General features: G+C 69.7%; 24 protein-coding genes and 1 pseudogene. 7 read left to right on the top strand and 18 right to left on the bottom strand.

Going from position 1 to position 23,912, the window contains the following annotated elements:
• Nucleotides 1–3 precede the first annotated feature (3 nt).
• Genes ACFWVE_RS00350 through ACFWVE_RS00330 form a run of 5 tightly spaced genes read right to left on the bottom strand, consistent with a single transcriptional unit; the run spans nt 4 to nt 2,672 of the window.
• Nucleotides 4–843, bottom strand: coding sequence for a histone protein (locus ACFWVE_RS00350; protein WP_384006592.1), 840 nt, complete (start codon nt 841–843; stop codon nt 4–6).
• A 7-nt stretch (nt 844–850) separates the two neighbouring features.
• Nucleotides 851–1,111: a gas vesicle protein GvpG gene (locus ACFWVE_RS00345; RefSeq protein WP_384006589.1), complete on the bottom strand. Its 261-nt coding sequence runs from the start codon at nt 1,109–1,111 to the stop codon at nt 851–853.
• Nucleotide 1,112: 1 nt separating this feature from the next.
• Nucleotides 1,113–1,868, bottom strand: coding sequence for a GvpL/GvpF family gas vesicle protein (locus ACFWVE_RS00340; RefSeq protein ID WP_384006586.1), 756 nt, complete (start codon nt 1,866–1,868; stop codon nt 1,113–1,115).
• On the bottom strand, nt 1,865–2,317 hold the full coding sequence (gene gvpJ, locus ACFWVE_RS00335; protein WP_384006583.1) for a gas vesicle protein GvpJ: 453 nt from the start codon (nt 2,315–2,317) through the stop codon (nt 1,865–1,867). Before gvpJ ends, ACFWVE_RS00340 begins: the two co-directional genes overlap by 4 nt.
• A gap of 34 nt (nt 2,318–2,351) precedes the next feature.
• Nucleotides 2,352–2,672, bottom strand: a complete 321-nt coding sequence (locus tag ACFWVE_RS00330; RefSeq protein ID WP_384006580.1) for a gas vesicle protein — start codon at nt 2,670–2,672, stop codon at nt 2,352–2,354.
• A 180-nt stretch (nt 2,673–2,852) separates the two neighbouring features.
• On the opposite strand from ACFWVE_RS00330, the gene ACFWVE_RS00325 reads away from it, so the two are divergent.
• Entirely contained in the window at nt 2,853–3,023 is a 171-nt protein-coding gene (locus ACFWVE_RS00325; protein ID WP_384006577.1) for a hydrophobic protein, read from the top strand.
• Nucleotides 3,024–3,531: 508 nt separating this feature from the next.
• On the opposite strand, the gene ACFWVE_RS00320 is transcribed toward ACFWVE_RS00325, so the two are convergent.
• The gene (locus tag ACFWVE_RS00320; protein ID WP_384006574.1) at nt 3,532–4,758 is read right to left on the bottom strand and encodes an MFS transporter; all 1,227 of its coding nucleotides are present in this window, start codon (nt 4,756–4,758) and stop codon (nt 3,532–3,534) included.
• Between the two features lie 201 nt (nt 4,759–4,959).
• Here ACFWVE_RS00320 and ACFWVE_RS00315 point away from each other — a divergent pair, with 201 nt between their 5' ends.
• Nucleotides 4,960–5,382 (top strand): hypothetical protein, encoded by a 423-nt coding sequence (locus tag ACFWVE_RS00315; RefSeq protein ID WP_384006571.1) that lies wholly within the window; start codon nt 4,960–4,962, stop codon nt 5,380–5,382.
• Between the two features lie 152 nt (nt 5,383–5,534).
• Here the strand turns inward: ACFWVE_RS00315 and ACFWVE_RS00310 are convergent, their stop codons facing one another.
• The 3 genes and pseudogenes from ACFWVE_RS00310 to ACFWVE_RS00300 form a co-directional block, all read right to left on the bottom strand.
• Nucleotides 5,535–7,079 carry a fused MFS/spermidine synthase gene (locus ACFWVE_RS00310; protein ID WP_384006568.1) on the bottom strand — a complete coding sequence of 515 codons (1,545 nt, stop codon included), beginning with the start codon at nt 7,077–7,079 and terminating at the stop codon, nt 5,535–5,537.
• A gap of 47 nt (nt 7,080–7,126) precedes the next feature.
• Complete coding sequence (locus ACFWVE_RS00305) at nt 7,127–7,369, bottom strand: DUF397 domain-containing protein (RefSeq protein ID WP_384006565.1); 243 nt, start codon at nt 7,367–7,369, stop codon at nt 7,127–7,129.
• A pseudogene (locus ACFWVE_RS00300) lies at nt 7,366–7,557 on the bottom strand (Scr1 family TA system antitoxin-like transcriptional regulator); the annotation flags it as partial. The gene ACFWVE_RS00305 and the pseudogene ACFWVE_RS00300, both read right to left, overlap by 4 nt.
• On the opposite strand from ACFWVE_RS00300, the gene ACFWVE_RS00295 reads away from it, so the two are divergent.
• The 3 genes from ACFWVE_RS00295 to ACFWVE_RS00285 all read left to right on the top strand — a co-directional run bounded on the left by ACFWVE_RS00295 (nt 7,508) and on the right by ACFWVE_RS00285 (nt 10,274).
• The gene (locus tag ACFWVE_RS00295) at nt 7,508–7,771 is read left to right on the top strand and encodes a hypothetical protein (RefSeq protein WP_384007070.1); all 264 of its coding nucleotides are present in this window, start codon (nt 7,508–7,510) and stop codon (nt 7,769–7,771) included. The pseudogene ACFWVE_RS00300 and the gene ACFWVE_RS00295 sit on opposite strands and share 50 nt — an antisense overlap.
• 107 nt (nt 7,772–7,878) lie before the next feature.
• A complete protein-coding gene (locus ACFWVE_RS00290; protein ID WP_384006562.1) occupies nt 7,879–8,859 on the top strand; it encodes an arabinan endo-1,5-alpha-L-arabinosidase in 981 nt (326 codons plus the stop codon).
• Nucleotides 8,841–10,274: a family 43 glycosylhydrolase gene (locus ACFWVE_RS00285; RefSeq protein ID WP_384006559.1), complete on the top strand. Its 1,434-nt coding sequence runs from the start codon at nt 8,841–8,843 to the stop codon at nt 10,272–10,274. The genes ACFWVE_RS00290 and ACFWVE_RS00285 overlap by 19 nt, the downstream gene beginning before the upstream one ends.
• A gap of 17 nt (nt 10,275–10,291) precedes the next feature.
• Here ACFWVE_RS00285 and ACFWVE_RS00280 read toward each other — a convergent pair whose 3' ends face one another.
• The 8 genes from ACFWVE_RS00280 to ACFWVE_RS00245 all read right to left on the bottom strand — a co-directional run bounded on the left by ACFWVE_RS00280 (nt 10,292) and on the right by ACFWVE_RS00245 (nt 21,010).
• Nucleotides 10,292–12,070: a pyridoxal phosphate-dependent aminotransferase gene (locus ACFWVE_RS00280; RefSeq protein WP_384006556.1), complete on the bottom strand. Its 1,779-nt coding sequence runs from the start codon at nt 12,068–12,070 to the stop codon at nt 10,292–10,294.
• 208 nt (nt 12,071–12,278) lie between these two features.
• Nucleotides 12,279–13,460, bottom strand: a complete 1,182-nt coding sequence (locus ACFWVE_RS00275; protein ID WP_384006553.1) for an aldose epimerase family protein — start codon at nt 13,458–13,460, stop codon at nt 12,279–12,281.
• A 53-nt stretch (nt 13,461–13,513) separates the two neighbouring features.
• Nucleotides 13,514–14,758, bottom strand: coding sequence for a multiple monosaccharide ABC transporter permease (gene mmsB / locus ACFWVE_RS00270; protein ID WP_384006550.1), 1,245 nt, complete (start codon nt 14,756–14,758; stop codon nt 13,514–13,516).
• On the bottom strand, nt 14,755–16,305 hold the full coding sequence (mmsA, locus tag ACFWVE_RS00265) for a multiple monosaccharide ABC transporter ATP-binding protein (RefSeq protein ID WP_384006548.1): 1,551 nt from the start codon (nt 16,303–16,305) through the stop codon (nt 14,755–14,757). Before mmsA ends, mmsB begins: the two co-directional genes overlap by 4 nt.
• A gap of 59 nt (nt 16,306–16,364) precedes the next feature.
• The gene (gene chvE, locus ACFWVE_RS00260) at nt 16,365–17,477 is read right to left on the bottom strand and encodes a multiple monosaccharide ABC transporter substrate-binding protein (RefSeq protein ID WP_384006545.1); all 1,113 of its coding nucleotides are present in this window, start codon (nt 17,475–17,477) and stop codon (nt 16,365–16,367) included.
• Between the two features lie 224 nt (nt 17,478–17,701).
• Nucleotides 17,702–18,670, bottom strand: coding sequence for a hypothetical protein (locus ACFWVE_RS00255; protein ID WP_384006542.1), 969 nt, complete (start codon nt 18,668–18,670; stop codon nt 17,702–17,704).
• Between the two features lie 142 nt (nt 18,671–18,812).
• On the bottom strand, nt 18,813–19,850 hold the full coding sequence (locus ACFWVE_RS00250) for a zinc-binding dehydrogenase (RefSeq protein WP_384006539.1): 1,038 nt from the start codon (nt 19,848–19,850) through the stop codon (nt 18,813–18,815).
• The gene (locus ACFWVE_RS00245) at nt 19,847–21,010 is read right to left on the bottom strand and encodes a mandelate racemase/muconate lactonizing enzyme family protein (RefSeq protein WP_384006536.1); all 1,164 of its coding nucleotides are present in this window, start codon (nt 21,008–21,010) and stop codon (nt 19,847–19,849) included. The genes ACFWVE_RS00250 and ACFWVE_RS00245 overlap by 4 nt, the downstream gene beginning before the upstream one ends.
• A gap of 242 nt (nt 21,011–21,252) precedes the next feature.
• On the opposite strand from ACFWVE_RS00245, the gene ACFWVE_RS00240 reads away from it, so the two are divergent.
• Nucleotides 21,253–22,113 (top strand): hypothetical protein, encoded by an 861-nt coding sequence (locus ACFWVE_RS00240; protein ID WP_384006533.1) that lies wholly within the window; start codon nt 21,253–21,255, stop codon nt 22,111–22,113.
• A gap of 159 nt (nt 22,114–22,272) precedes the next feature.
• Here ACFWVE_RS00240 and ACFWVE_RS00235 read toward each other — a convergent pair whose 3' ends face one another.
• A complete protein-coding gene (locus ACFWVE_RS00235; protein ID WP_384006530.1) occupies nt 22,273–22,725 on the bottom strand; it encodes a MarR family winged helix-turn-helix transcriptional regulator in 453 nt (150 codons plus the stop codon).
• A gap of 93 nt (nt 22,726–22,818) precedes the next feature.
• Here ACFWVE_RS00235 and ACFWVE_RS00230 point away from each other — a divergent pair, with 93 nt between their 5' ends.
• Nucleotides 22,819–23,841, top strand: coding sequence for an NADP-dependent oxidoreductase (locus tag ACFWVE_RS00230; RefSeq protein WP_384006527.1), 1,023 nt, complete (start codon nt 22,819–22,821; stop codon nt 23,839–23,841).
• Nucleotides 23,842–23,912: the final 71 nt, after the last annotated feature.

Raw genomic sequence — 23,912 nt, 5'->3', positions numbered from 1 at the left:
TCGCTACCTCCGACGCTTCGTGCGCTTGGATGCGGTCCCCTTCGCCGCCGACGATGTGCTTGCCGCCGTCTTCTTCGCAGGAGAGGTCTTCTTGGCCGCGGTCTTCTTGGACGCCGACTTCTTGGCCGGGGCGGACTTCTTGGCGGTCGCCTTCTTCGCGGGAGCCGTCTTCTTGGCCGCGGTCTTCCTGGCCGGAGCGGACTTCTTTGCCGGAGGCTTCCCGGGGGCACGCTTCCCCGACGGTCGTTCCTCCGGCTTCCGCTCAGGGCTCTCCTCTTCCCCCTCGCCTCCTTCTTCTCCTTCTTCCTCTTCCTCCTCCTCGTCCTCCGCGCTGGGCTCCTCCTCGTCCTCCGCGCTGGGCTCCTCTTCTTCCTCCTCCTCCGCGCTGGGTTCTTCCTCCTCGTCCTCCTCGTCCTCCTCGTACTCTTCGTCCTCGTACTCCGCGCCTTCGTCCTCCGGCGCCTCTTCGCCCTCGTACTCGTCCTCGCGTTCCTCGTCGACGTCCTTGTCCTTGTCCTTGTCCTGCGGAGTTTCGATGAGACGGGCCGTGCGGGCGCTGACCGCGTCGGCCAGCGAGCTCATGCGGCGGTTGGCGGCGGCGGTCGCGGCCTTGCGGCTCGCGTCGAGGACCTCGCCCTTGAACTGGTTCTGGAGTTCGGTGAACTGGGGAACCTCACCGAGCCGGCGCATCCCCTCCGCGGCGAGTTGGCGGGGTTCCAGGCCGAATCGCCTGCCGGCCAGGTACGTGGCGACGCTGAGGGCCACCCGTCCCTTCTTGGTCCGGCCCAGCACGTAGCCGCCGAGCAGCGCGGCCCCCACGACAACCTTGGACTGGTCTTCCATCAGCACGTCACCTTCGATCGCGATCGCTCTTCGCCGGGCCGACCCGCACGGCGTGCAGCCGGTCGAGCAGCCGTTCCTCTTCCCGTTCGAACTCCTCCAGAGTGATGTCGCCCGCCTCGAGCTCCTGGTTGAGCACCGCCAGCTGCGTACGCAGCACGGCGGGGTCGTGCAACTCGCGCTCGGCGGCGTCGTGGAGCTTCTCGGCCACCCAGATCACGCCGCGGACCGGTGCGATGGGCAGCGTGAGCAGGCCGGTGACCAGTCCCATGTCACGCCCCGCCCACGGGTACGGGGCGGGCCTCCGACGAGACGAAGCTGTAGCAGGGGAGCGGGCCGGCGAGCCGGACCTCCATGTGCTCCCGATGGGCGTCCGCGACGTTCCGGGCCCTGGTGAGGAAGGTGTCGCTGTCGCCGCGATCCACGAGGAAGGACACGTTGAGGGCACAGCCCGGGACGGCGGGACCTGCTGCCACGGCGTGGGCCATGGGCGTGAGGTCACGCAGCAGGCGCTGCCCCGCCGCCGCCGCTCTGCGGGTGAGCGCGGTGGTGACGGCCTCGCCCAGTCTGATGCTGGCCTCGTAGCCGGGGCGCCGCCGTGCGGCATCGCGAAGCCGCCGTACGTCCTTCTCCTCGGCGACGAGGGCCGCCAGCGCGTTCTGTGCCGGAAGCGCCTTGACGTTGATCTCGAAGCGGCCGGACAGCTGTTCCAGGGTGGCCGCATGGCGGGACTCGGAGGCGGCCAACTGCTGGAGGACCGTTTCCTCGTCCGGTGCGACCATGCCGAACCGCATGGGCAGCACCGGCCCTTCGTCCGCCAGGCGCATCAGGAGTTCCTGGTGTGCCAGCAGGTCGCGACGTCGCGCGCGCAGCTCGGGCGGCGCGTCGCTGATGACCGCGTCGAGCGGGCCCTGCCTGATCGTCCGGACCCGGGCGGGAGGGGAGCCCACACCGCCGAGCCCTTTCGGGAGCGCCGTTCCCGCCCGCAGGATCGCGTAGACGTACACACCGTCGGTCATCGCGGTCATGCCTCCACGCGGCGTCGGCTGCTCTTGCGCGCGGGGGCACGCTTCTTCGGGCGTTCCTGCTGCTCGTCCTCGTCCTCGTCCTCGTCGTCGGACGAGCCGCCGCCGACCGCCTTGCGCATGGTGTCGCCCACGGTGTCGGCCGCCTTGCGTACCTTGCGCTTGCCGACGGCCTTGGCCGCACCGCCGCCGAACAGTTCGGGGACCGTGGTGCTGCCGGAATCGCGCTCGAGGTCCAGCCGGTTGCACGCTTCGGCGAACCGCAGATAGGTGTCCACACTCGCGACGACGATGCGCGCGTCGATCTTGAGGATTTCGATCCCGACCAGCGAGACCCGTATGAACACATCGATGACCATGCCGCGGTCGAGAATCAGTTCCAGCACGTCGTACAACGTGCCGGAGCGAGGCGGGCAGGCCACTACTTCGTCGGAGTAGGTGGTCACGGGCATGGAAGATCCTTCCAGCAGAGGAAGCGAACACGGATCACTCGTCGGCCGCACCCCGGCGGTAGCGGCGGACCCTGCGGTACTCGAGGAGTTCGCCGGCCTGGTCGAGTTGCACCTCGTAGGAGGCCAGGAGGCTCGTGGTGTCGGGAATCCGCGGAACTTCCAGAACGTCCACCACCACACACCAGCCGTCGTCGGAACGCCGGACAGCGGACACGCCTTCCGCCGGGTGGTCGATCAGCCCTTCCAGGGTCTGGAGGGCGGTACGGGCCGCGTGATCGGGCCCTCGCGCGGATCCGGTACGGCGAGCGGACGCCGTTTTGGTACTCCCGGCGGGTGTGCGACGTGGTTCTGCCATATGGCCAGTTTCGCCATTCCCGTCGGCCTCGCATCTTGAGCGAAGCCATCGGTGCGAACGCGGGTCACGCCGCCGTACACGTGCGGGCGCGCTCCTTCCCCCTGCGGGGTGAAAGAAACATGAGGTTACGTGCGTGGTGCGAGAACTCCGGGGCATTCGCTCCATCGGAGGTTGATAATCATGGTTCCCCTGCTTCTTGTTCTTCTGCTGGCCCTCGTCCTTTTCGGTGCCGGATTCGCTCTGAAGGCTCTGTGGATCGTGGCGGTGATCGTGCTCGCCGTATGGCTGCTCGGTTTCGTCATGCGCTCCACAAGCGCAGGCGGCAACAAGGGCCGGTGGTACCGCTGGTAGACCAGCCGTACCGACATGCGTGCGGGGTGGTACCGGGTTCGTTCTCCGGTACCACCCCGCACGCATGCTCCGCCGGCTCCGCCACCCTGACGCCACTGCGTCCGCATCAGGAGATCGCTCTGACCGCCTGCCGTCCACCGGTGCCCACCACGACCGACGGACCGACCCGCCCGTCCCTGCGCACCCGCACCTGCACGTACGGCAAGCGGGGCGTCGGCGGCCCCAACGTGCTTGCGGAGAATACAAGTCCGTGGGACCGCAGGGAGAGCGGCTGAACACCTTCACCCACGACAAGGCCGGCAACACCACCGAGCGCCGGCACGCTGGCACCCCCCAGTGGTTACCGCCACGGACCCGGGGACGGGGAAGACCTCCGTCCAGACGGCCACGGCGACGATCCTCGGCAAGGGCACCAAGCAGTTGGTGAAGGTGACCCTCAAGATCCACGATGGTTCCAGACCGCATCCGGCACCTTGCCGAACCGGTCGAGACGACCTCCAAGTGAGTTTCAGGTGTTGTCCGGCCACGTCAGACGCCGGGCGAAGTGGGCCCACACAGCCACCACCATGAAGGTGGCGGTGATGCCGCCGAGTGTCATGACCGCGGACGGCGAGGTGCGGTCCAGGGCGAGACCGCCGGCCAGCGCACCCAGTGAGATTGTGGCCTGGAAGGAGGCGGTGAACAGGACCGAAGCTGCCTCGGGTGCGTGGGGGGTTGCCTTGGAGAACCATGTCTGGGAGGAGATGGGTACAGCACCGTATGCCACTCCCCAGACGATCAGCAGGGCTACGGCGCCGATCTGCCAGCGCCCCAGAACCGGGAGCAGCAGGGTGGCGGCCGCGATCATGCCGGCGATGACGCCGAAGGTGGCGCGCGGGTGGCGGGTGACCATCGCGCCGCCCAGGAAGTTCCCGATGATGCCTGCGGTGCCGTAGATCAGCAGGAAGACGGTGATGAGCTGGGAGCCGACGTCGGTGACCTGCTCAAGGAACGGGGTGACGTAGGTGTAGGTCCCGAAGTGCGCCAACACGATCAGGAAGGTCAGCAGCAGTGCGAACCGGGTATTGACGCTGCCGAGCATCCCGCGCAGCACACTCAGGCGGGTCGTCTGAACCGGCGGCAGAGGCGGCACGACCATCAGCAGCATGATGAGCACGCCGACCGTCAGGATGCCCATGGCGACGAAGGCGGTGCGCCAGCCGGCCAGATCCCCGATGAACGTGCCGACCGGCACGCCGAGCACGGAGCCCAGGGGTACCGCGGAGAAGATCACTGCTGTGGCGCGGCCCACCGACCGTGCCGGCACCAGGCGTTCGGCCAATCCGGCACCGATCGACCAGAAGCCGCCGATCACGATGCCGACCACCACCCGAGACACCAGGACCAGCCAGTAGTCCGGTGCCGCGGCGGCCAGGAAGTTCGCCCCGGCCAGCAGAACCATGAACACGCACAGCATCGGACGGCGGTCGATGCGCGCAGTCGCCACGGTGATCACCGGTGCGGAGAGCGCCGCGAGGAAGCCAGGCATGGTCATCATCAGCCCGGCCACCCCGTCGGAGATGGTGAAACTGGCACCGACCTTGGTGAGGAGACCGATCGGCAGGATCTCCGTCGTGACGATCGAGAAGATACCCAGCATCATCGAGACCACGGCCAGCCAACCGATCAGGGGAGATCGGGTCGGCGAACCGGCTCCACCGGGGTGGAGCGTGGTGGGGGTGGGTGTTGAAGCCATGAATTCCGTCCTGTGAGAGGCCTGTTGTTGCGTGATCAGTTCAACAGGAGTGCCACGGCGGAGGCTGGCAGATCTGCGACATCACCTTCACGGTGTCCGGGTGATGTCGCAGATCCGCCATATCGCTGCACTTTCATGAAGAGGGCTGTCCGGCAAGTGGTCAGCTCAGCAGAAAGCGCCTCTGGACAGAAAGGATGATGATTGTCGAGGTCCAAGTTCTATCTGTGCGGCGGTGGGGTGGACCGGCCGGTTTGGTACGCAAGTAGCGAAGGTGAAGCAGGGGTTATTGCCGAAGACGTCCCGGGAGCGCTGGGTCTTGTGGTCGGCCTGCCGTACCGGCGGGATTGTCTGAGGTGTTCAGGAAACGGCAACCTGGATTCCATGCAAGCAGCTGCTTCTTTCCTGCAGCGCGATATGATCGCAGCTGATTCAGGAAAAGTTCCCATGCAGGCGCGGGTGGCCAGTTCGCTCGGTCTGGCATTGGAGACCGTGCCCACCCTGGTGGGTCACCTCCATGCGGCCGTGCGGAGCGCAGATCCTGGTGATTCGTTTTTCGATGGGACCGGTGAGTACGACGGTTTGTTCGGCCCTTTTCCGCCGAGTCGTAACCTGCGTTGGCAATGAGCGGAACGTCTGCTGCGAGTCTTTCCTGCGAGGTACGAGTGCGTTCGTCGCTTCGGCCTGTCGACAGCATCCCAGAAGCAATCCCCGCCCGCTGGTGGACCAAGCACTTCCCTCCTCATGGGAGGCCCTTACAACTTCAGGAGGGAAAGGGCTCATTGGCTGCTCCGTGGGCCGGAGGGCTGGAGGAGCTGGTCGACGGGTGCGTAGTCGTCGGTGAGCGGTCGGGCGTCGCCGATCCAGGAGGTGAGGTCCTCGCCGGTGACGATCTTCCAGCCGGTCTGCCGGGCGTCCAGCGCTTCCTGGGCCGCGCGGAGGTCGACCGGCCGGTCGGAGGCGAGCACCACCAGATTGCCGCCCGCGGAGGTGGCGGTCGGGTCGAGGCCGATATCGGCGGGTTCACCGGCGAGGGCGACGTGCGCGAAGGTCTCGCCGAGGGTGGCTGCTTCGGCACGTGCGAAGGCCTGGCCACCGTGATCGATGAGGTTGGCGACGTACAGGCCGTCCTCGTCGAGCACCCGCCGTACGTCGCTCATCGCCTCCACCGTAGTGAGGTGCCACGGCACGCTGACGCCCCCGAAGGCGTCGCCGACGACGAGGTCACGGCTGCCGGCGGCCAGTCGCCGCAGGCCGAGCCTGCCGTCCTCGACGCGTACGTCGATACCGGCTTCCGGTCCCAGACCGAGTTCGTCGCGGTCGATGCGCACGACCCCGCCGTCGATCTCGGACACGAGGCTGCGCGTGCCGGGCCGGGTGGCCGCGAGGTAACGGGGGAAGGTGAGCCCGCCGCCGCCCAGGTGGTGGGCGGCGAGTGGCTCGTCCTCGGGGAAGGCGGCGTCGACCACCGACGCGATGGCGCGCACGTACGTGAACTCCAGGAAGGTCGGGTCGTCGAGATCGACGTAGGAGTGCCGCAGTCCGTCCAGGACGAGTGTGCGGCCGCTGTCCCGGTCGGGGTCCGCGACGACCCGTGCGCAGTGGTACCTGGTCTCCGCGTCGCAGGCGCCGGGCGCGACCGTGGTGGCGAGGCCGCCGGCCACGACCACGAGTGCGAGGGCGGGGGTGCCGCTCCACCGGCGCGTTCGCCACTCGACCAGCGCCGAGCCGACCACCAGCAGCGCTCCGAGGCCGATCAGGATGCCGCTGACCGGCAGCCGCGACACGAGGACGAAACCGGTCAGGACGGTGCCGACGATGGCGCCGACGGTGCCGACGCCGGACAGCCGGCCGACGACCGTTCCGGTCTCGGCGAGGCTGGTGAGACGCAGCTTGGTCACGATCGGCGTCACCGCGGAGAGCAGCGCGCCCGGCACGAGGATGGTCAGCGACGCGATCAGCAGGAGCAACGCCGGTGCCCACTCCGCGGTGGTGCGCAGCACGGCGGGGATGAGCGCCACGACCACTCCCGACACTCCGAGCGAGGGGCCGATGAGCCGGCGTGGATCGACCTGGTCGGCGACGCGCCCACCCAGCCACGAGCCGAGGGCGATCGCGGTGAGGGCGATGCCGATCACCGTGGTGCTGGTCTCGAGGGTGAGGCCGAGGTAGGGAGCCAGCAGCCGCAGAGCGACGATCTCGACCACCAGGACCGCGGCCGAGGACCCGAACACGAGCACGGCGGCGGCACGGGGACCCAGTCCGGAGTCGCGAGGCGTGCCCTCGGCGGCGGGCGAGGAAGACAATTCGGTCACGGGTGACATCCTCGCATGCGGCTCATCCGCAGACCGGAGTTGAGGGAAGCCGCCGGTCAGTTCGCGAGGTGCGTGAGGAAGCCGGTCCAAGCGGTGAGGGAGAGGGCCAGCTGCGGGCCCTGGTGGTTCTTGGAGTCGCGGACATGGATGCCGGCGGGGCAGGTAGCAACCTCTACGCAGTCGCCGTCGCCGCTACTGCTGTAGCTGGATGTGCGCCAGGGGAGGGCGACTTCTGCGCAGTCTCCGGAACCACTGCTGCTACAGGTCGACTTGGACCAGGTCGGCTCACCGGTACTCATGGGTCTCCTCGCATCCGCTGCAACAGGCTCACGGATTCTGTGAGGGACAGAGCCTGTGCACGCATCCTGGCATACCTCCTCTGGAGCACGCCGACCACCTTGCGGTCGTTGATCAACTGACCGCTTTGCTGTCCCTCGATGCAGGCGAACCATTGGTTCCCCGCGCTCTCGAGCAACTGCATGGGGCCGTGGGTCCTCGTGGAGGTGACCGGCACGCGTACCGGGCCGCCGTGTCCGCCTGATCCCGGTGGTGTGGGCGCCTCGCTGCCCCTCGACGAGCACGGTCGCGGGCTCCTGCTGGTCGAGGCGCTCGCCGAGCGGTGGGAGGCGGCGGACCGTGAGCCGCCGGCGAAGACCGTCCGCGCCGAGGTCCGCGTCGATGGGGACCGCGAGGGCCATTGACGCGCAAGAGGTTCGATTCTACGGTCCGGTCGTTCGAACTTGCGATCGTTGTTCGGGATTACGGACGCTCTCCGACCTCCACCCACATCAAGGAAGGTAGGACCCGCATGCGCCGCAGCTCCCCCCGTACCCGCACCGTCCTCCTCGCTCTCCCCGCCGCCGCCCTGCTCGCGCTCATGCCGACCACCGCGTCGGCGTACCCCCACCCCGGCCGGGTCACCGGCTCCGTCGTCACGCACGATCCGTCGATGATGCGGACGTCGTCGGGGCAGTACCTGCTGTACGCGACCGGCGGCGGCCTCAGCAACAAGACGTCGAACGACCGCACCGCCTTCAACGCCGGGGCGGACGCCTTCACCTCCCGGCCGGGCTGGTGGCGGAACTACTCCTCCGTGCCGGAGGCGTGGGCGCCCGACATCTCGTACCACGGCGGCAGGTACCTGATGTACTACTCCGTCTCGTCGTTCGGCTCCAACACCTCCGCCATCGGGCTCGCCACCTCCGGCACCGGGCAGCCGGGGAGCTGGACCGACCAGGGCACCGTCCACACGTCCGGCTCCTCCAGCGACCACAACGCCATCGACCCCAACCTCTTCGTCGACGACGACGGCAAGTGGTGGCTCTCCTTCGGCAGTTGGTGGACCGGGATCAAGATGATCCAGCTCAACCCGTCCAGCGGGAAGCCGCTCTCGGGCAACACCACCCGCTACTCCCTCGCGTCCCGGCCCACCGGGACCAAGGCCGTCGAGGCGCCCTTCGTCGTCAAACGGGGCGGGTACTACTACCTCTTCGCGTCCTACGACACCTGCTGCGCCGGCACCGGCTCCACCTACAAGGTCAAGGTCGGCCGCGCCACGAGTATCACCGGGCCGTACCGCGACAGGAACGGCGTCCCGATGATGAACAACGGCGGGACGCCCGTACTGGAGTCGCACGGGAACATCGTCGGGCCCGGCGGGCAGTCGATCATGAACGACGTCGACGGGGACCTGATCGTCTACCACTACTACGACGCAGGCGACAACGGCACCCCCAAACTCGGCATCAACCTCCTGAACTGGAGCAGCGGATGGCCCGTCGCCTACTGACCCTGCCGGCCGCGCTGCTGCTCGTCCTCTCGCTCGGGCAGTCCTCCGCGCAGGCGGCCTCGTTCGGCAATCCCGTCAAGGCCCAGAAGGGCGCCGACCCCTGGATCGTCCGCCACGACGGCAACTACCACCTCATCAGCACGTCCTGGACCGACGTCATCACCATCCGCAGGTCCGCCACCCTCGCCGGGCTCGCCACCGCCCCCAGCGTGCAGGTGTGGCAGGGCGACGCGGCCTCCCGGTGCTGCAACATCTGGGCGCCGGAACTGCACTTCATCAACGGGCGCTGGTACCTGTACTACGTCGCCGGGCAGAACGTCTCCGACTACAACCCGACCCAGCGCAGTCACGTCCTGGAGAGCGCCGGGTCCGATCCGCTGGGGCCGTACACCTACCGGGGGCAGCTCAACCCCTCCTGGATGCTGGACCCGACCGTCGCCACCATCAACGGGCAGCTCCACCTCTTCGGCAGCACGCACAACGGCACGCAGAACGTGGTCGCCGCCCGGATGTCCAACCCCTACACGGTGAGTTCCTCCTTCTCGACCGTGTCCACGCCCACCTACGACTGGGAGCGGCAGGGCGCGGCCGTCAACGAGGGGCCGGAGATCCTGCAACGGGGCGGGCGGACCTTCCTCATCTACTCCGCCAGCGGCTGCTGGACCCCCGACTACAAGCTCGGCCGGCTCTCCCTCACCGGCTCCGACCCCACCTCCGCGTCGTCCTGGACCAAGGAGTCCACGCCCGTCTTCCAGCGCAGCGACGGCAACGGCGTGTACGGGCCGGGACACAACGGGTTCTTCACCTCCCCGGACGGGAGCGAGAGCTGGATCGTCTACCACGCCAACGACTCCACCTCCGACGGCTGCGACAACGGGCGCACCGCGCGGGCGCAGAAGTTCACCTGGAACTCCGACGGTTCACCGAACCTCGGTACACCCGTGCGGCTCGGGGCGAGCCGGACCGGGCCCTCGGGAGAACCGTCGGCCGTCTCCACCACCTACACCCTCACCAATCGCAACAGCGACAAGTGCCTTGACGTCGCCGGTAGTTCATCCGCAGACGGAGCCGACGTGCAGCAGTACACCTGCAACGGCGGCGCCAACCAGCGCTGGCGGCTGGAGGATCTCGGCGACGACACGCACCGGCTGGTCAACGTCTCCACCGGCAAGGTGCTGGACACCGAGAACTGCTCCGCCGCCGACGGGGCCGGCCTGCGCCAGTGGTCGTGGCTGGACAACACCTGCCAGCGGTTCCGGTTCGTCGCCACCGACGGCGGCCACGTCCGGATCGTCAACCAGGCCACCGGCAAGGTCGCCGACGTCGCCGACTGCTCCACCGCCGACTCGGCCGACGTACGGCAGTGGACCTGGCTGAACAACCACTGCCAGCAGTGGCGGCTCGACCCGGCCTGATCGGCGGACCCCGGGCGTCAGACCACCTGGCCCACGCCCGCCGCCTCCGGCCAGCTCTGCGCCCCGGCCGGCCAGCCGGACGCCGGGGCCGGGGAGAGGCCGTCGGTGCCCCTGACCTGCGCCGCCGTCAGGCCCCCGCGGGCGGGGACACCGGGCGGGGTGGGTCCGGTGGGCATCGGCGACGGGGCGAAGGACGCCGCGGCGGGCACCGGGGCCGGCGCGGGTGCCGGGACCGGAGCCGCCATGGGCTGCTGCGGCATCTGCTGCGGCATCTGCTGGGGGACCGGCGGCTGAGGAATGTGCTGCGGCACCTGCTGCGGTACGGGCTGAGGCACCGGTTGCTGCGCGGGCTGCGACTGCACGGGCTGCGGCTGCGGGGGTGGTGACACCTGCCGGGAGACCTGCTGCGGCATCTGCTGCGGCCCCGACGAGGCTGCCGCCGGCATCGGCATCCCGCCGCCCCCGCCCCACCCGAACGGGGCAGGGGCGGCGGAGAGCGGCATGCCGATGCCGGCGGCCGGAGCGGCGGGGAGGCCCGGGACGCCCGCACCGGCCCCGAGGGCCTGCGCGGCGAGGCCCTGGGTGCCGGCGCCGTTGGTCTCGCCGACCAGACGGTCCACGGCCGCCGTGCCCGAGCTGTAGCCGGTCCCCGTGGCCTGCTCGGGCACGGCGGCTCCCCTCCTGGAGGTCCCGTAGAGCACCTGTTCCAGGCCGGACACCAGGCGGCGCACGTCCACCTGCGGACGTACCACGAGACGCAGGAAGCGGCTGGACGAGCCGATCTTGTTGCCGCACTCGCGCACCAGGAGCCGGTGCTCGGTGAGCATGCGGTCCCGGACCACGGTGCCTTCGGCGCCCACGGGGAGGCGCACGAAGAGGAAGTTGCCCTGGGACGGGTAGACCGTCAGGCCGGGCAGGGAGGAGAGCTGGCCGGACATGTCCATCCGGTCGCGGCGGACCTGGTGCAGGCTCTGCCGGTATTCGGTGCCGTGCTCCTTCAGCATGAACACCACGTGCTCGGCGAAGGAGTTGAGGTTCCACTTCGGCAGCATCGAGCGGACGCGGCCCGCGAGCGCGGGGTTGGCGACGAGGTAGCCGAAACGGATTCCGTGCAGCCCGAAGTTCTTGCCGAGGCTGCGCAGGACGATGACGTTGGGGCGCAGCATCGCCTCCTGCACCACCGACGGTTCCACCTCGGCGTCGGCGAACTCCAGGAACGACTCGTCGATCACCACCAGGTCGAGGTCGGCCATCGCGTCCATGAACTGCACGACCGCGTGCTTGTGCAGGAACCCGCCGTCGGGGTTGTTGGGGTTGCAGATCACCGCGACCCTGGTGCCCCGGGCCCGGATGAACTCGCCGTACTGGGCGAGGTCGAGGGCGAAGCCGCTGGACTCCTGGAGCGGGAACATGTCGACCCGCTTGCCGGTCTCCATGGGCTGGTCGGTCCAGCGGCCGAAGGTGGGGACGGGGACGGCGAGGGACTCGCGGACCAGCAGGTGGTCGATCCAGGTGATGAGTTCCGTCGAGCCGTTGCCCATCGCCACGCACTGCGGCGGGAGCCGGAGCAGGCTGCACAGCTCGGCCGTGATGGTGTCGGCGCTGCTCGGGTAGTACGTGATGATCTCGCGCAGCCGCGCCGCCATGTCCTCGAACATGGCCGGGGTGGGGAAGTACGGGTTGCACGGAATGCAGAAGTCCACCGGGCCGGCCCCGTCGCTCTCCCGTGCCAGCGCAGCCATCGAGGGGCTGTGTGCCGCGGTGCTGCGGAACAACGAGGTGACGTTGTCGGCCATGGAACCTCCGTGTACGGCGGGCCCGCCGGGGACGTACCGGGCCCGTCATGCGTGGGTGGCCCGCGCGGGGGAGCACGGGCCACCCGTACATACGGAGGGGGGTGTGGCGCTGTTCAACCGGTGTGAAAAAAGTGTGACGACGTGAACCCCCGGCGCGGTTTACGCGTCACGCGCCCCCGCGCGGGGCCCCACGGACGGCGTCCGTGGCTCAGGCGTCGAACGAGTGCACCGTCGTCGTCCGGTACGTCTCGCCCGGCCGCAGCACGGTAGACGGGAACGACGGCTGGTTCGGCGCGTCCGGGAAGTGCTGGGTCTCCAGGCACAGCCCGTCGCCCTGGCGGTAGACCCGCCCGCCGGTGCCGACGAGGGTGCCGTCGAGGAAGTTCCCGGAGTAGAACTGCAGTCCGGGTTCGTTGGTGGAGATCCGCAGGGTGCGGCCGGAGGACGGGTCACGCAGGGTCGCGGCGTGCCCGGGGCGCGCGGTGATGCCCTTGTCGAGCACCCAGTTGTGGTCGAACCCCTGCCCGTACAACACCTGTTGGTGTGCGACACGGAGGTCCCGGCCGATCGGCTTGGCGCTGCGGAAGTCGAACGGGGTGCCGCCGACCCGGGCCAGTTCGCCGGTGGGGATCAGCCCGGCGTCGACCGGTGTGTAGCGGTTGGCGGCGATGGCCAGCTCGTGGTCGTCGATCGAACCGCTGCTCTCGCCGGCGAGGTTCCAGTAGACGTGGCTGGTGAGGTTGACGACGGTGGCCCGGTCGGTGGTGGCCGCGTAGTCGACGCGCCAGTCGCCGTGCCGGGTGAGGGTGTACGTCACCTTCGTCCGCAGGGTGCCCGGGTAGCCCATCTCGCCGTCGGCGCTGACGTGGGACAGGCGCAGTCCGACGTCGGAGCCCTCGGCGAACGGCTCGACGTCCCAGACCCGCTTGTCGAAGCCCTGGGTGCCCCCGTGCAGGCTGTTGGCGCCGTCGTTGACGGAGAGCTGGTGGGCCGTGCCGTCGAGGGTGAAGCGGCCCTCGGCGATCCGGTTGCCGTAGCGGCCGATCAGAGCACCGAAGTACGGGCTGGACGCGACGTACTCCTCGATGGTGTCGAAGCCGAGCGAGACGTTGGCGTAGCGGCCCCGGCGGTCGGGGATCTCCAGGGACTGGACGATGCCGCCGTAGGACAGGACCTTCAGCCGTGTCCCGCCGTTGGCCAGTGACCAGCTGTGCACCTTCGTGCCGTCCGCGAGCGTGCCGAAGAGCGTCCGTACGGGCTTCCCGCCGCCCGCGCCCGAGCCCCGGCCGCCGCCCGAGGCGTGTGCCGTCCCACCGGCCGTGGTGGCGGTGGCGACTCCGGCGGCCGCGGCCGCCGCTCCTGCGATGACCGTGCGTCTGTTCAGTTCCACTATCAGGCTCCCTCAAGGAAAGGGCCCCGCCTTCCGGCGGGGCCCAGGCTGACTTACGAACCGACCTTGCGCTTGTTCCACACGTCGAAGCCGACCGCCGCCAGAAGCACCAGGCCCTTGATGACCTGCTGCCAGTCGGTGCCGACGCCGACGAGGTTCATACCGTTGTTCAGCACACCCAGGACCAGGCCGCCGATGATCGCGCCGAGCACGGTGCCGACACCGCCGCTCATCGACGCGCCGCCGATGAACGCGGCCGCGATCGCCTCGAGCTCGAAGTTGAGGCCGGCCTTGGGCGAGGCCGCGTTGAAGCGGGCGGCGAAGACCAGACCCGCCAGGGCCGCGAGCATGCCCATGTTCAGGAAGACCAGGAAGGTGACCTTCTTGTCCCGCACACCCGACAGCTTGGCCGCGGGCAGGTTGCCGCCGATGGCGTAGATGTGGCGGCCGATGACGGCGTTGCGCATCACGTAGCCGAAGCCGACGAGCAGCGCGCCGAGGATCAGCAGCACGATCGGGGCGCCCTTGTAGCTGGCCAGCAGCAGCGTGACGGTGAGGATGGCGGCGGTGAGCGCCACCAGCTTCAGCAGGAACAGCTTGGCCGGCAGGACGTCGAGGGCGAACTCCTGCTGGCGGCGCCGGTCGCGGATCTCCTGGAGCACCACGAGGGCTATCAGTCCGAGGCCGAGCAACAGGGTGAGGTTGTGGTAGTTCGTGTTCGGGCCGACCTCCGGCAGGAAGCCGTTGGCCGTGGTCTGCAGCCCCTTCGGGAACGGGCCGAGGGTCTGGCCGTCGAGGAAGATCTCGGTCAGACCGCGGAAGGTGAGCATGCCCGCCAGGGTCACGATGAACGACGGCAGCCCGCCGTACGCGATGAACCACCCCTGCACCGCGCCCGCGATCGCGCCCACGGCCAGGCACAGCAGCACCGCGACGGGCCAGGGCAGGTCGTTGCGGACCATGAACACGGCGGCCATCGAGCCGACGAACGCCGTCAGTGAGCCGACCGACAGGTCGATGTGGCCGGCGATGATGACCAGCATCATGCCGATCGCCAGAATCAGGATGTAGCTGTTCTGCAGCACCAGGTTGGACACGTTGCGCGGCAGCAGCAGGTCGCCGTTGGTCCACACCGCGAACAGCACCACGATCAGGCCCAGGGCGATCAGCATGCCGTACTGGCGCATGTTGCGGCGCATGCCGTCCAGCATCAGCTGGAGCAGGCCGTCACCGGTGCCCGCCCCGTTCTTGCCCGGCGGCGCGGCGGCCGGGGTCTTGTCGGTGACATCCGTGCTCATCGGGTTACCTCTTTGTCCTTCGTCATCTGACGCATCAGCGATTCCTGGGATGCCTCGGCCCGCGAGAACTCCCCGGTCAGCCGCCCGGCGGCCATCGTGTAGATGCGGTCGCACATGCCGAGCAGTTCGGGCAGCTCGGAGGAGATGAAGACGACCGCCTTGCCCTGGGCGGCCAGTTGGTCGATGACCGTGTAGATCTCGTACTTGGCGCCGACGTCGATACCGCGCGTCGGTTCGTCCAGGATCAGCACCTCGGGACCGGCGAAGATCCACTTGCTGAGGACGACCTTCTGCTGGTTGCCGCCGGACAGCTTGCCCACCGGCTCGAAGACCGTGGGCGCCTTGATGTTCATGGACTTCCTGAAGCCCTCGGCGACCTGGCGCTCCTCGTGCTCGTCGACGATGCCCCGCTTGGCGACCTTGCCCAGCGCGCTGAGCGAGATGTTGCGGTTGATGGTGTCGATGAGGTTCAGGCCGTAGTGCTTGCGGTCCTCGGTGACGTAGGCGATGCCGTGTCCCACCGCCTCGGGGACGGTCTTGGTACGGATCTCCCTGCCGTCCCGCAGGACGGTGCCGCCCGCGTACCGGCCGTAGGTGCGGCCGAACAGGCTCATCGCCAGCTCGGTGCGGCCGGCGCCCATCAGACCGGCGATGCCGACGATCTCGCCGCGCCGGGCCTCCAGCGACACGTCGTCGACGACCTTGCGCTGCTGGTCGATCGGGTGGTGCACGGTCCAGTTGCGGACCTCGAGGGCCGGGGCCGTGCCCTCCTCCGGGTGGTGCGGGGTCCGCGCCGGGAAACGGTGTTCGAGGTCGCGGCCGACCATGCCGCTGATGATCCGGTCCTCGGTGGTCTCCGCGGCCTTCACGTCGAGCGTCTCGATGGTCCGCCCGTCCCGCAGGATCGTCACCGAGTCGGCGACCCTGCGGATCTCGTTCAGCTTGTGGGAGATGATGATCGAGGTGATGCCCTGTTCCTTCAGCTGGAGGATCAGGTCGAGCAGCTTGCCGCTGTCCTCGTCGTTCAGCGCCGCGGTCGGCTCGTCGAGGATGAGCAGCTTCACCTTCTTCGACAGCGCCTTCGCGATCTCCACCAGCTGCTGCTTGCCCACGCCGATGTCGGCGACCCGGGTCTCCGGGTGGTCGTCGAGCCCCACCCGGCGCAGCAGTTCGGTGGCGTGCCGCAGCGTCTCGTGCCAGTCGATGAAACCGCCGCTGGTGTGCTCGTTGCCGAGGAAGATGTTCTCCGCGAGGGAGAGGTACGGCACCAGGGCGAGTTCCTGGTGGATGATGACGATGCCCTGCTGCTCGCTGGCCCTGATGTCCTTGAACCGGCAGAGGCCCTCCTCGAAGAGGACCTCCCCCTCGTAGGTGCCGTGCGGGTGGACGCCGGAGAGGACCTTCATGAGGGTCGACTTGCCGGCGCCGTTCTCGCCGCAGATGGCGTGGACCTCGCCCTGCTGGACGGTCAGGGTGACGTCCGACAGCGCCTTGACGCCGGGAAAGGTCTTGACGATCGAGCGCATTTCCAGGACGGGTCCCGCCATGGTCGTGCCTTCCAATCCGTAGGTGTACGGCGGTGGTTGGGTCGCCTGCGTGAGGCTGCCTACTTGAGGTCGCTCTCCTTGATGTAACCGGAGTCGACCACGGTCTCCTGGTAGTTGGCCTTGTCCACGGCGACCGGCTCCAGCAGGTAGGCCGGCACGACCTTCGACCCGTTGTCGTAGGTCTTGGTGTCGTTGACCTCGGGCTCCTTGTCGGTCAGGAGCGCGTCGACCATGTTCGTGGCGACCTTGGCGAGCTCGCGGGTGTCCTTGTAGACGGTCATGGCCTGCTGGTCGGCGATGATCGACTTCACCGAGGCGACCTCGGCGTCCTGGCCGGTGACGATCGGCAGCGGCTTGTTCTTGGAGCCGTAGTCGTCCGACTTCAGCGCCGACAGGATGCCGATGGAGATGCCGTCGTACGGGGAGAGGACCGCGTCGAGTGCCTCGCTCTTGTAGGACGAGGTCAGGATGTCGTCCATGCGCTTCTGGGCGGTGCCGCCGTCCCAGCGCAGGGTGGTGACCTGGTTCAGCTCGGTCTGGCCGGACCGGACGACGAGCTGCTTCTTGTCGATGTACGGCTGCAGGACGCTCATCGCGCCCTGGAAGAAGTAGCGGGTGTTGTTGTCGTCGTTGGAGCCGGCGAACAGCTCGATGTTGAAGGGGCCCTTCTCGCTGCCGTCCTTCAGGCCGAGCTTGTCGACGATGTAGTCGCCCTGGAGCTCGCCGACCTTCTCGTTGTCGAACGAGGCGTAGTAGTCGACGTTCTCCGTGCCGAGGATCAGGCGGTCGTAGGAGATCACCGGGATGTCGGCGTCCTTGGCCTGCTGCAGGACGTTGTTCAGCGACTTGTTGTCGATGGCCGCGACGATCAGCGCCTCGACGCCCTGCGTGATCAGGTTCTCGACCTGGGCGACCTGCTGGTCCGGGTCGTCCTCGCCGTAGACCAGCTTGGTCTTGTAGCCCTTGGACTGCAGGTTCTTCTCGACGTAGCTGCCGTCGGCTATCCAGCGCTCGGAGGACTTGGTCGGCATCGCGATGCCGACGGTCGCTCCCTCGGAGCCCGACTTGTCCTCCTCGCTGCCGCCCTCGCCGCTCTGGCCGCAGGCGGACAGGGTGAGGGCGAGGGAGGCGGCGGTGGCCACGGCGGCGAGGGCGGCTCTGCGATTACGCATGATCATCATCCTTGATGTGGGTGCGGTGACGGTCCGGAGGTGCGAACCCGCTTCCGGGCGAGTCGCTGGGCGGCGAAGGGGCGGCGAAGGAGTGGTGCGGGGTGGTGCGGGGTGGTGCGGGGTGGTGCGGTGCGGTGGGACGAAGGTGCCGGGGGGAACCGACAAGGGGTGTGTGGGATTGTGCGCGGCTGTGTCTGCTTCTGTGAAGCCGAGTTTCCGGAACGTTATGACGAGATGTCGAACCTGCGCAGCTCACCCGGAAGCCGTGAACCGATCGGGTCCATGTCGCGGTCCGCGCCGTGGCGGGCGAGCAGGTCCAGGGCGAGCCTGCCGCGCCGCACCCGCTCCTTGGCGCTCGTCAGCGTGACGTCCCGCATGTGGTGCCCGTACGGGTAGATCCCGGGTGCCTTGGAGAGGCCGAACTTCAGGTACAACGGCGCGCCGCGGCGGATCAGTTCGGCCACCTCGTACATCCGGACGTAACCGCCGAGGTCGTCGGGGGCCTCGATGTACATGTCCATCGGAGCGGCCGAAACCCGTCTGATCTCGGTGAGGTGATCGAGCGTCAGGTCGCTCGGCACGTTGATCGAGTCGGCGCCGAGCTGCTCGTAGACCGCGTACGAGGCCGGGTTGACCGGTCCGACAAGGGCCGAGAGCTTCAGGGTGGTGTCCTGCGGGATGATCCCGGCCACCCGCGCCCGGTGCAGCGTCCACAGCACCCCTTCGTCGGCGACGAGCAGACACTTGACGCCCAACTCCGTTGCCCGCACGGCGTCTTCGACGCAGCCGGCGACCGCGTCGTGGCCCCGGGCGCGCAGTCCGGCGCCGCGCGAGTCGGTGCGGGTGGAGCCGCCGATGTCCCAGGTGCCGCGCGGGCCGGTGAACAGGCAGAGCTCGATGTCCCGTTCGGCGGTGGCCTCGACCATCTCGGTGATCTCGGCGTCGGTCAGCATCCAGACGCCGCTGCCCTGGCTGATCCGGTGGATCGGCACGTCCAGCCGGGAGGCCTCCTTCAGGACCACCGCCAGTGCCTCGGGCCCCTCGCAGGAGGGAACCTCGGTGCGCCAGCGGCCGCCACCGGGGAAGGAGTGCGGCGAGGCGTCGGCGGGGTCGGGGGCGGGAGCGCCCAGGCCGAGCGCGGTGAGCGCCTGCTCACCGGGCCTGCGGGCTGCCTTGGCGGAAGCGTCGGTCACAAGATGTCCTTTTGTTCGTTATGTCGGACGAGGTTCGCGGCCCGGGGGAGGAGCCGGGCGGGGCGGGGAGCCGAGGAGGCGCCGTGGGCACCGGTACGGGGCCGGCGACGGCCCCCCGCCCGCGCGTGTACTGGCGGGGGCCCTACGGACGCAACAGGACCTTGCCCACCTTCGGGTCGCCGGACCCCACCAGTTCGATGGCCTCCGAGAACCCGGCCAGCGGCAGCTCGTGCGTGACCAGGGGCAGCGGATCGAGCAGCCCGGCGGCGAACACCCGCACCGTGTGCGCCCAGGCGTCCGGCGGCGCCCCGAAGACGGTGTGCACCTCCAGCTGCCGTACGACCAGGTCCGTCGGGTCGAGACCGTCCGCGCCCGGCGCCGGGATGCCCGTCAGGACGAGCCGCCCGCCGCGCCGGAGCAGCGCGGCGGCCGTGCGGGCCGCGTCGGCGGACCCGGCGGTCTCGATCACCACGTCGAAGCCGTCCGGGAGCGGCTGGTCCTTGGTGCGGAAGGCGGTGGCGCCGTACCGGCGGGACAGCTCCTCACGGTCGCCGCGGGTGCCGACGACCAGGAGTTCGGCCGGGGAGTTCGCGCGCAGGAACTGCACCGCGAACATGCCCAGGGTGCCCGTACCGACCACGGCGACCCGCTCACCGGGCACGGCGTTCGCCTTGAGCACGGCGGCGGCGATGCAGGCCGCCGGCTCCAGCAGCGCCGCCGCGGTGAGGTCGGCGTCGTCCGGCAGGACGTGCAGCAGACGGGCCGGGAGGGTCAGCGTGGCGGCCATCGCCCCCGGCCGGGTGAATCCGGTCTCCTCGTAGCCCGCCGAGCACAGCGTCGTCTCGCCGGCGTGACAGCGGTCGCACACCTGACAGTTCCGGAAGCCCTCGCCGACGACCTTGCGGCCGGTGAGCGACGCGGGCACGCCCGCGCCCACCCGCTCCACGGTCCCGGACCACTCGTGGCCCGGGGTGAGCGGGTAGCTCACATACCCCTCGGGACGGTTGCCCTGGTACACCTCGCGGTCACTGCCGCAGATGCCGGTCGCGTGCACCCGGACCAGCGCCTCGCCGGGGCCGGGATCGCGCGGCTCGTGGGCGACGAGACGGTGCGCGCCGGGGCCGTCGACGACGACGGCCACGGAGGGCGCGCCCGCGGCGCCGGCCGCGGGGCCGGTCACTTGGTGCCCTTGGGCTTGCGCTGCTCCCAGCCCTCGGCCCACAGGTCGAACCGGGCCTGCTGCTGCGGGAACTCGGCCGCCGCGTCGACGTCCAGCTCCACGCCGAGGCCGGGGGCGTCGGAGAGGTGGAAGCAGCCGTCCTCCGGGTTCACCTGCGGGGCGCCCTTGACGACCTTCTTGATCTCCGCGTCGGCGAAGTCGTTGAAGTGCTCCAGGATCTTGAAGTTCGGTGAGGTGAAGCCGACCTGGAGGGACGCGGCGGTGAGCACCGGGCCGCCGACGTTGTGCGGCGCGACCAGCATGTAATGGGTCTCGGCGGTCGCGGCGAGCTTGCGCGTCTCCCAGATGCCGCCGATGTGGCCGACGTCCGGCTGCAGGATGTCGACGGCCTGGCTCTCGAACAGCTCACGGAACTCGATGCGGTCGTGGATGCGCTCACCGGTGGCGAGAGGGATGTCGACCTTGGCGGCGACCTTCTCCAGCGCCTTGAGGTTCTCCGGCGGCACCGGCTCCTCCAGCCAGGCCGGCTTGAAGGGTGCGAGGTCCTTGGCCAGGCGGACGGCGGTGGCGGGGGAGAAACGGCCGTGCATCTCCAGCATCAGCTCGGCCTCGGGGCCGATGGCGTCGCGCACCGCCTCGATCAGGGAGACGGCGTACAGGCTCTCCTTGTGGTCGAGCTCGAAGTGCCCGGTGCCGAACGGGTCGATCTTCAGGGCCCGGTAGCCGCGCTCCACCACCGCCTGCGCGGCCTTGTGGTACGCCTCCGGGGTGCGCTCCGTGGTGTACCAGCCGTTGGCGTACGCCTTGACCTTGTCGGTCACCCTGCCGCCGAGCAGCTGCCACACGGGGACGCCGAGGGCCTTGCCCTTGATGTCCCAGCAGGCCATCTCGACGACGGCGATACCGGACATCACGATCTCGCCGGCGCGGCCGTAGTCGCCGTACTTCATCCGGCGGACCAGGTCCTCGACGGCGAACGGGTCCGAGCCGAGAACGTGGTTGGCCTCGGCCTCCTTCAGATAACCCAGAAGGGCGTCGGTGTGCCCCAGCATCCGGGTCTCGCCGACTCCCGTGATTCCCTCGTCGGTGTGCACCTGGACGTACGTCAGGTTGCGCCACGGCGTCCCGACCACGTGTGTGCTGATTCCGGTGATACGCACGGACGTTGCCCCTCGCTGCGTTGGTGGACCTGTGACCGGTCGGTCTTGCGGTGCGACGTGTTCGATATTTCGTCACACGTTCGAAATGCTGGCGTGACAGTAAGGACGGGGTGGCGGACGTGTCAATGGGTCGCGCGCATAACGGTTTCGACAGTTTCGAAACCATTGGGCATCGGCCCCTACCAAACCTTCACATCCTGCTCTAGGAACCGGACGTGAGCGGAACCTAGTCTTCCCGCGTCATGGATTACTGCCAGCCGTGCCGAAGGCACCTCAACGGAGCCCTCGCCTGCCCCGGGTGCGGCACCGCTGCCGGGATCCTCCCGGCCCACCCGGAGGCTTCCGGCACCCCCTGGACGCCGTACGGGAGCGACCCGCCGGAGCCCGAACCGGAGCCGGAACCCGAACGTCGGCCGGACCGCGCACACGAGCCGGATCCGGGGCCCGCCGGGGCGGGCGGGGCCACCGGGTCCCGGAGGCGGCAGGACGAGGACCCCGTCACCCCTCCGCCCGCGGACGACGCCACCCCGGTCACGGACGAGGGTCCGGGGGCGGGTGCGGGCCGCCGGGACCGCAAGGCCGCGGCGCACCGCAGGCGACGGCGTCGGTCGCTGCTGGCCGTGGCGGGATTCGTCCTGGCCGCGGGCGCGTTGAGCCTCGCGGAGCTGGGGCTGGACGTGCCCGGGACGAAGTCCGAGCCGGCGGCCGGGGACGAGACACCGGACGGCGGGGCGGCCGGGGTCGAGCCGTCGCCGCAGTCGAGCGGCGCGCCGGGCGCGGGCGGGGAGGCGTCCGTGACGTCCCCCTCCCCGGAGGAGTCCGGCTCGCCGTCGGCCTCGGGGTCGCCGACCGAGGAGGAATCCGCGGAGGCGGAGGAGAAGGAGAAGGACGCCGGCGGGGTGACGCAGTCGGCGCCCGCGGAAACCGCCCCGGCCGACCCGGCGACGGCCCGGCCGCAGGAGCCCCCGGCCCAGCCGGAGACCCCGGACGACCCGGCCCCGACCACCACGGAGCCCGCACCGGACCCGGAACCGGACCCGGACCCGGACCCGGAACCGGAACCCTCCCGGACCTGCGACCGCTTCCTGTGGTGGTGCACCTGACGGACACGCCCGGCCTCGCGCCCGGCCGCATGGGGTGTCGGGGCGCTCCGGCCCGGCGGAGGCCGCGCCGTGCCGGGAGGGGGACTGCTCCGAGCGGTGGAGGCGGGCCGGTGTCCTGTCCCGCTCGGCCGGCGCGGGACCACCCGCGGCCGAGCGCCCTCAGCCGCGGAGGTCGGCGTCCAGCATCGTCCGCAGGGTGTCGCGCAGCGAACGGCGTTGCTCGTCCGTGAGGGCCGCCAGCGGCTCGCGGGCGAAGCGCAGCGACTCACGCAGGCCGCGGGCCACTCCGCGGCCCTCCTCCGTCGCCGCCGCCACCTTCACGCGGCGGTCCGCCGGGTCCGGGCGGCGCTCGACCAGGCCGCGGGACTCCAGGCGGTCCACGATGCCGGTGACGTTCGACGGCTCGCACTTCAGGCGCTGGGCGAGCTTCCGCATGGGCAGGGGCTCCAGGCAGAGCAGGCTCAGGAGCCGGGCCTGCGCGCCGGTGAGCTCGTGTCCGGCCGCCGCCTCCTCGTACTCCTCGTGGTAGCGGGCCACCACCGAGCCGATGAGGCCGACGACCTCCAGCGTCAGGTCGTCGGGGCGATGGGGTGAACCGGGTGTGGCGGCCATGCCCTTCAGGGTACCCACATGCTTGACATCCTGAAATATTGAGCTGCATGGTTGTTTCAGGTAGTGAAACACTTCGAGGAGAGGCGTCACCCCATGTCCGACACCACCGCACTCCCCGCCACCGGCCGCGAATGGCACCTGGCGAGCCGGCCCGTCGGCTGGCCGAAGCCCGAGGACTTCGCCCTGGTCGAGGCAGAGGTCCCCGCCCCGGGGGAGGGCCAGGTGCTGGTGCGGAACACCTACCTCTCCGTCGACCCCTACATGCGCGGCAGGATGAGTGCCGCCAAGTCCTACGCGGCGCCGTACCCGGTGGGTGAGGTCATGCAGGGCGGTGCCGTCGGCGAGGTCGTCGCCTCCCGCGCGGAAGGGCTGGCCGTCGGCGACCACGTGCTGCACGGGCTCGGGTGGCGCGAGTACACGCTGGTGGACGCCAAGGGCGCCGTGAAGGTGGACGCGCAGGCCGCGCCGCTCTCCACGTACCTGGGCGTGCTGGGCATGACCGGGCTCACCGCCTACGCGGGACTGCTGCGCACCGCCGCCTTCAAGGAGGGCGACACCGTCTTCGTGTCCGGTGCCGCCGGTGCCGTCGGCAGCCAGGTGGGGCAGCTCGCGAAGCTCAAGGGGGCCGCGCGGGTGATCGGCTCCGCCGGATCCGACGAGAAGGTCGCCCTGCTCCTCGAGGAGTACGGATTCGACGCCGCGTTCAACTACAAGAGCGGCCCGGTGAGCCGGCAGCTGCGCGACGCCGCTCCGGACGGCATCGACGTCTACTTCGACAACGTGGGCGGGGAGCACCTGGAGGCCGCGATCGGCTCGCTGAACCTGGGCGGGCGGATCGCCGTGTGCGGGATGATCTCCGTCTACAACAACACGGAGCCGGCGCCGGGCCCGGGCAACCTCGCCCGTCTCATCCAGACCCGGGGCCGCATCGAGGGCTTCCTGGTGGGTGACCACTACGACCTTCAGCCGCAGTTCGTACGGGAGGTCGGGCCCTGGGTCGCCTCCGGCGAGCTCAAGTACCGGGAGACCGTCGTCGAGGGCATCGAGAACACCCTCGAGGCGTTCCTCGGCGTCCTGCGCGGCGACAACACCGGAAAGATGATCGTCAAGCTCTGACGCCGTCCGTGCGGCGGGGGGCGGCCGCAGGGCCCCCCGGCCGACCACCACCCCCACCACAGCCCCCACAA

This window comes from Streptomyces sp. NPDC058632, from assembly GCF_042717095.1.
GTDB lineage: Bacteria > Actinomycetota > Actinomycetes > Streptomycetales > Streptomycetaceae > Streptomyces.
This window is presented reverse-complemented; position numbering and strand designations above follow the sequence as displayed.

Excerpts from the sequence above, each read along its gene's own strand:
- mmsB (WP_384006550.1), bottom strand. The coding sequence starts at position 14,758 with ATGAGCACGGATGTCACCGACAAGACCCCGGCCGCCGCGCCGCCGGGC.
- ACFWVE_RS00295 (WP_384007070.1), top strand. The coding sequence starts at position 7,508 with ATGCAGGCGAACCATTGGTTCCCCGCGCTCTCGAGCAACTGCATGGGG.
- ACFWVE_RS00235 (WP_384006530.1), bottom strand. The coding sequence starts at position 22,725 with ATGGCCGCCACACCCGGTTCACCCCATCGCCCCGACGACCTGACGCTG.
- ACFWVE_RS00320 (WP_384006574.1), bottom strand. The coding sequence starts at position 4,758 with ATGGCTTCAACACCCACCCCCACCACGCTCCACCCCGGTGGAGCCGGT.
- mmsA (WP_384006548.1), bottom strand. The coding sequence starts at position 16,305 with ATGGCGGGACCCGTCCTGGAAATGCGCTCGATCGTCAAGACCTTTCCC.
- chvE (WP_384006545.1), bottom strand. The coding sequence starts at position 17,477 with ATGCGTAATCGCAGAGCCGCCCTCGCCGCCGTGGCCACCGCCGCCTCC.
- ACFWVE_RS00285 (WP_384006559.1), top strand. The coding sequence starts at position 8,841 with ATGGCCCGTCGCCTACTGACCCTGCCGGCCGCGCTGCTGCTCGTCCTC.
- ACFWVE_RS00345 (WP_384006589.1), bottom strand. The coding sequence starts at position 1,111 with ATGGGACTGGTCACCGGCCTGCTCACGCTGCCCATCGCACCGGTCCGC.
- ACFWVE_RS00290 (WP_384006562.1), top strand. The coding sequence starts at position 7,879 with ATGCGCCGCAGCTCCCCCCGTACCCGCACCGTCCTCCTCGCTCTCCCC.
- ACFWVE_RS00240 (WP_384006533.1), top strand. The coding sequence starts at position 21,253 with ATGGATTACTGCCAGCCGTGCCGAAGGCACCTCAACGGAGCCCTCGCC.
- ACFWVE_RS00330 (WP_384006580.1), bottom strand. The coding sequence starts at position 2,672 with ATGGCAGAACCACGTCGCACACCCGCCGGGAGTACCAAAACGGCGTCC.
- ACFWVE_RS00230 (WP_384006527.1), top strand. The coding sequence starts at position 22,819 with ATGTCCGACACCACCGCACTCCCCGCCACCGGCCGCGAATGGCACCTG.
- ACFWVE_RS00305 (WP_384006565.1), bottom strand. The coding sequence starts at position 7,369 with ATGAGTACCGGTGAGCCGACCTGGTCCAAGTCGACCTGTAGCAGCAGT.
- gvpJ (WP_384006583.1), bottom strand. The coding sequence starts at position 2,317 with ATGCCCGTGACCACCTACTCCGACGAAGTAGTGGCCTGCCCGCCTCGC.
- ACFWVE_RS00325 (WP_384006577.1), top strand. The coding sequence starts at position 2,853 with ATGGTTCCCCTGCTTCTTGTTCTTCTGCTGGCCCTCGTCCTTTTCGGT.
- ACFWVE_RS00310 (WP_384006568.1), bottom strand. The coding sequence starts at position 7,079 with ATGTCACCCGTGACCGAATTGTCTTCCTCGCCCGCCGCCGAGGGCACG.
- ACFWVE_RS00340 (WP_384006586.1), bottom strand. The coding sequence starts at position 1,868 with ATGACCGCGATGACCGACGGTGTGTACGTCTACGCGATCCTGCGGGCG.
- ACFWVE_RS00280 (WP_384006556.1), bottom strand. The coding sequence starts at position 12,070 with ATGGCCGACAACGTCACCTCGTTGTTCCGCAGCACCGCGGCACACAGC.
- ACFWVE_RS00350 (WP_384006592.1), bottom strand. The coding sequence starts at position 843 with ATGGAAGACCAGTCCAAGGTTGTCGTGGGGGCCGCGCTGCTCGGCGGC.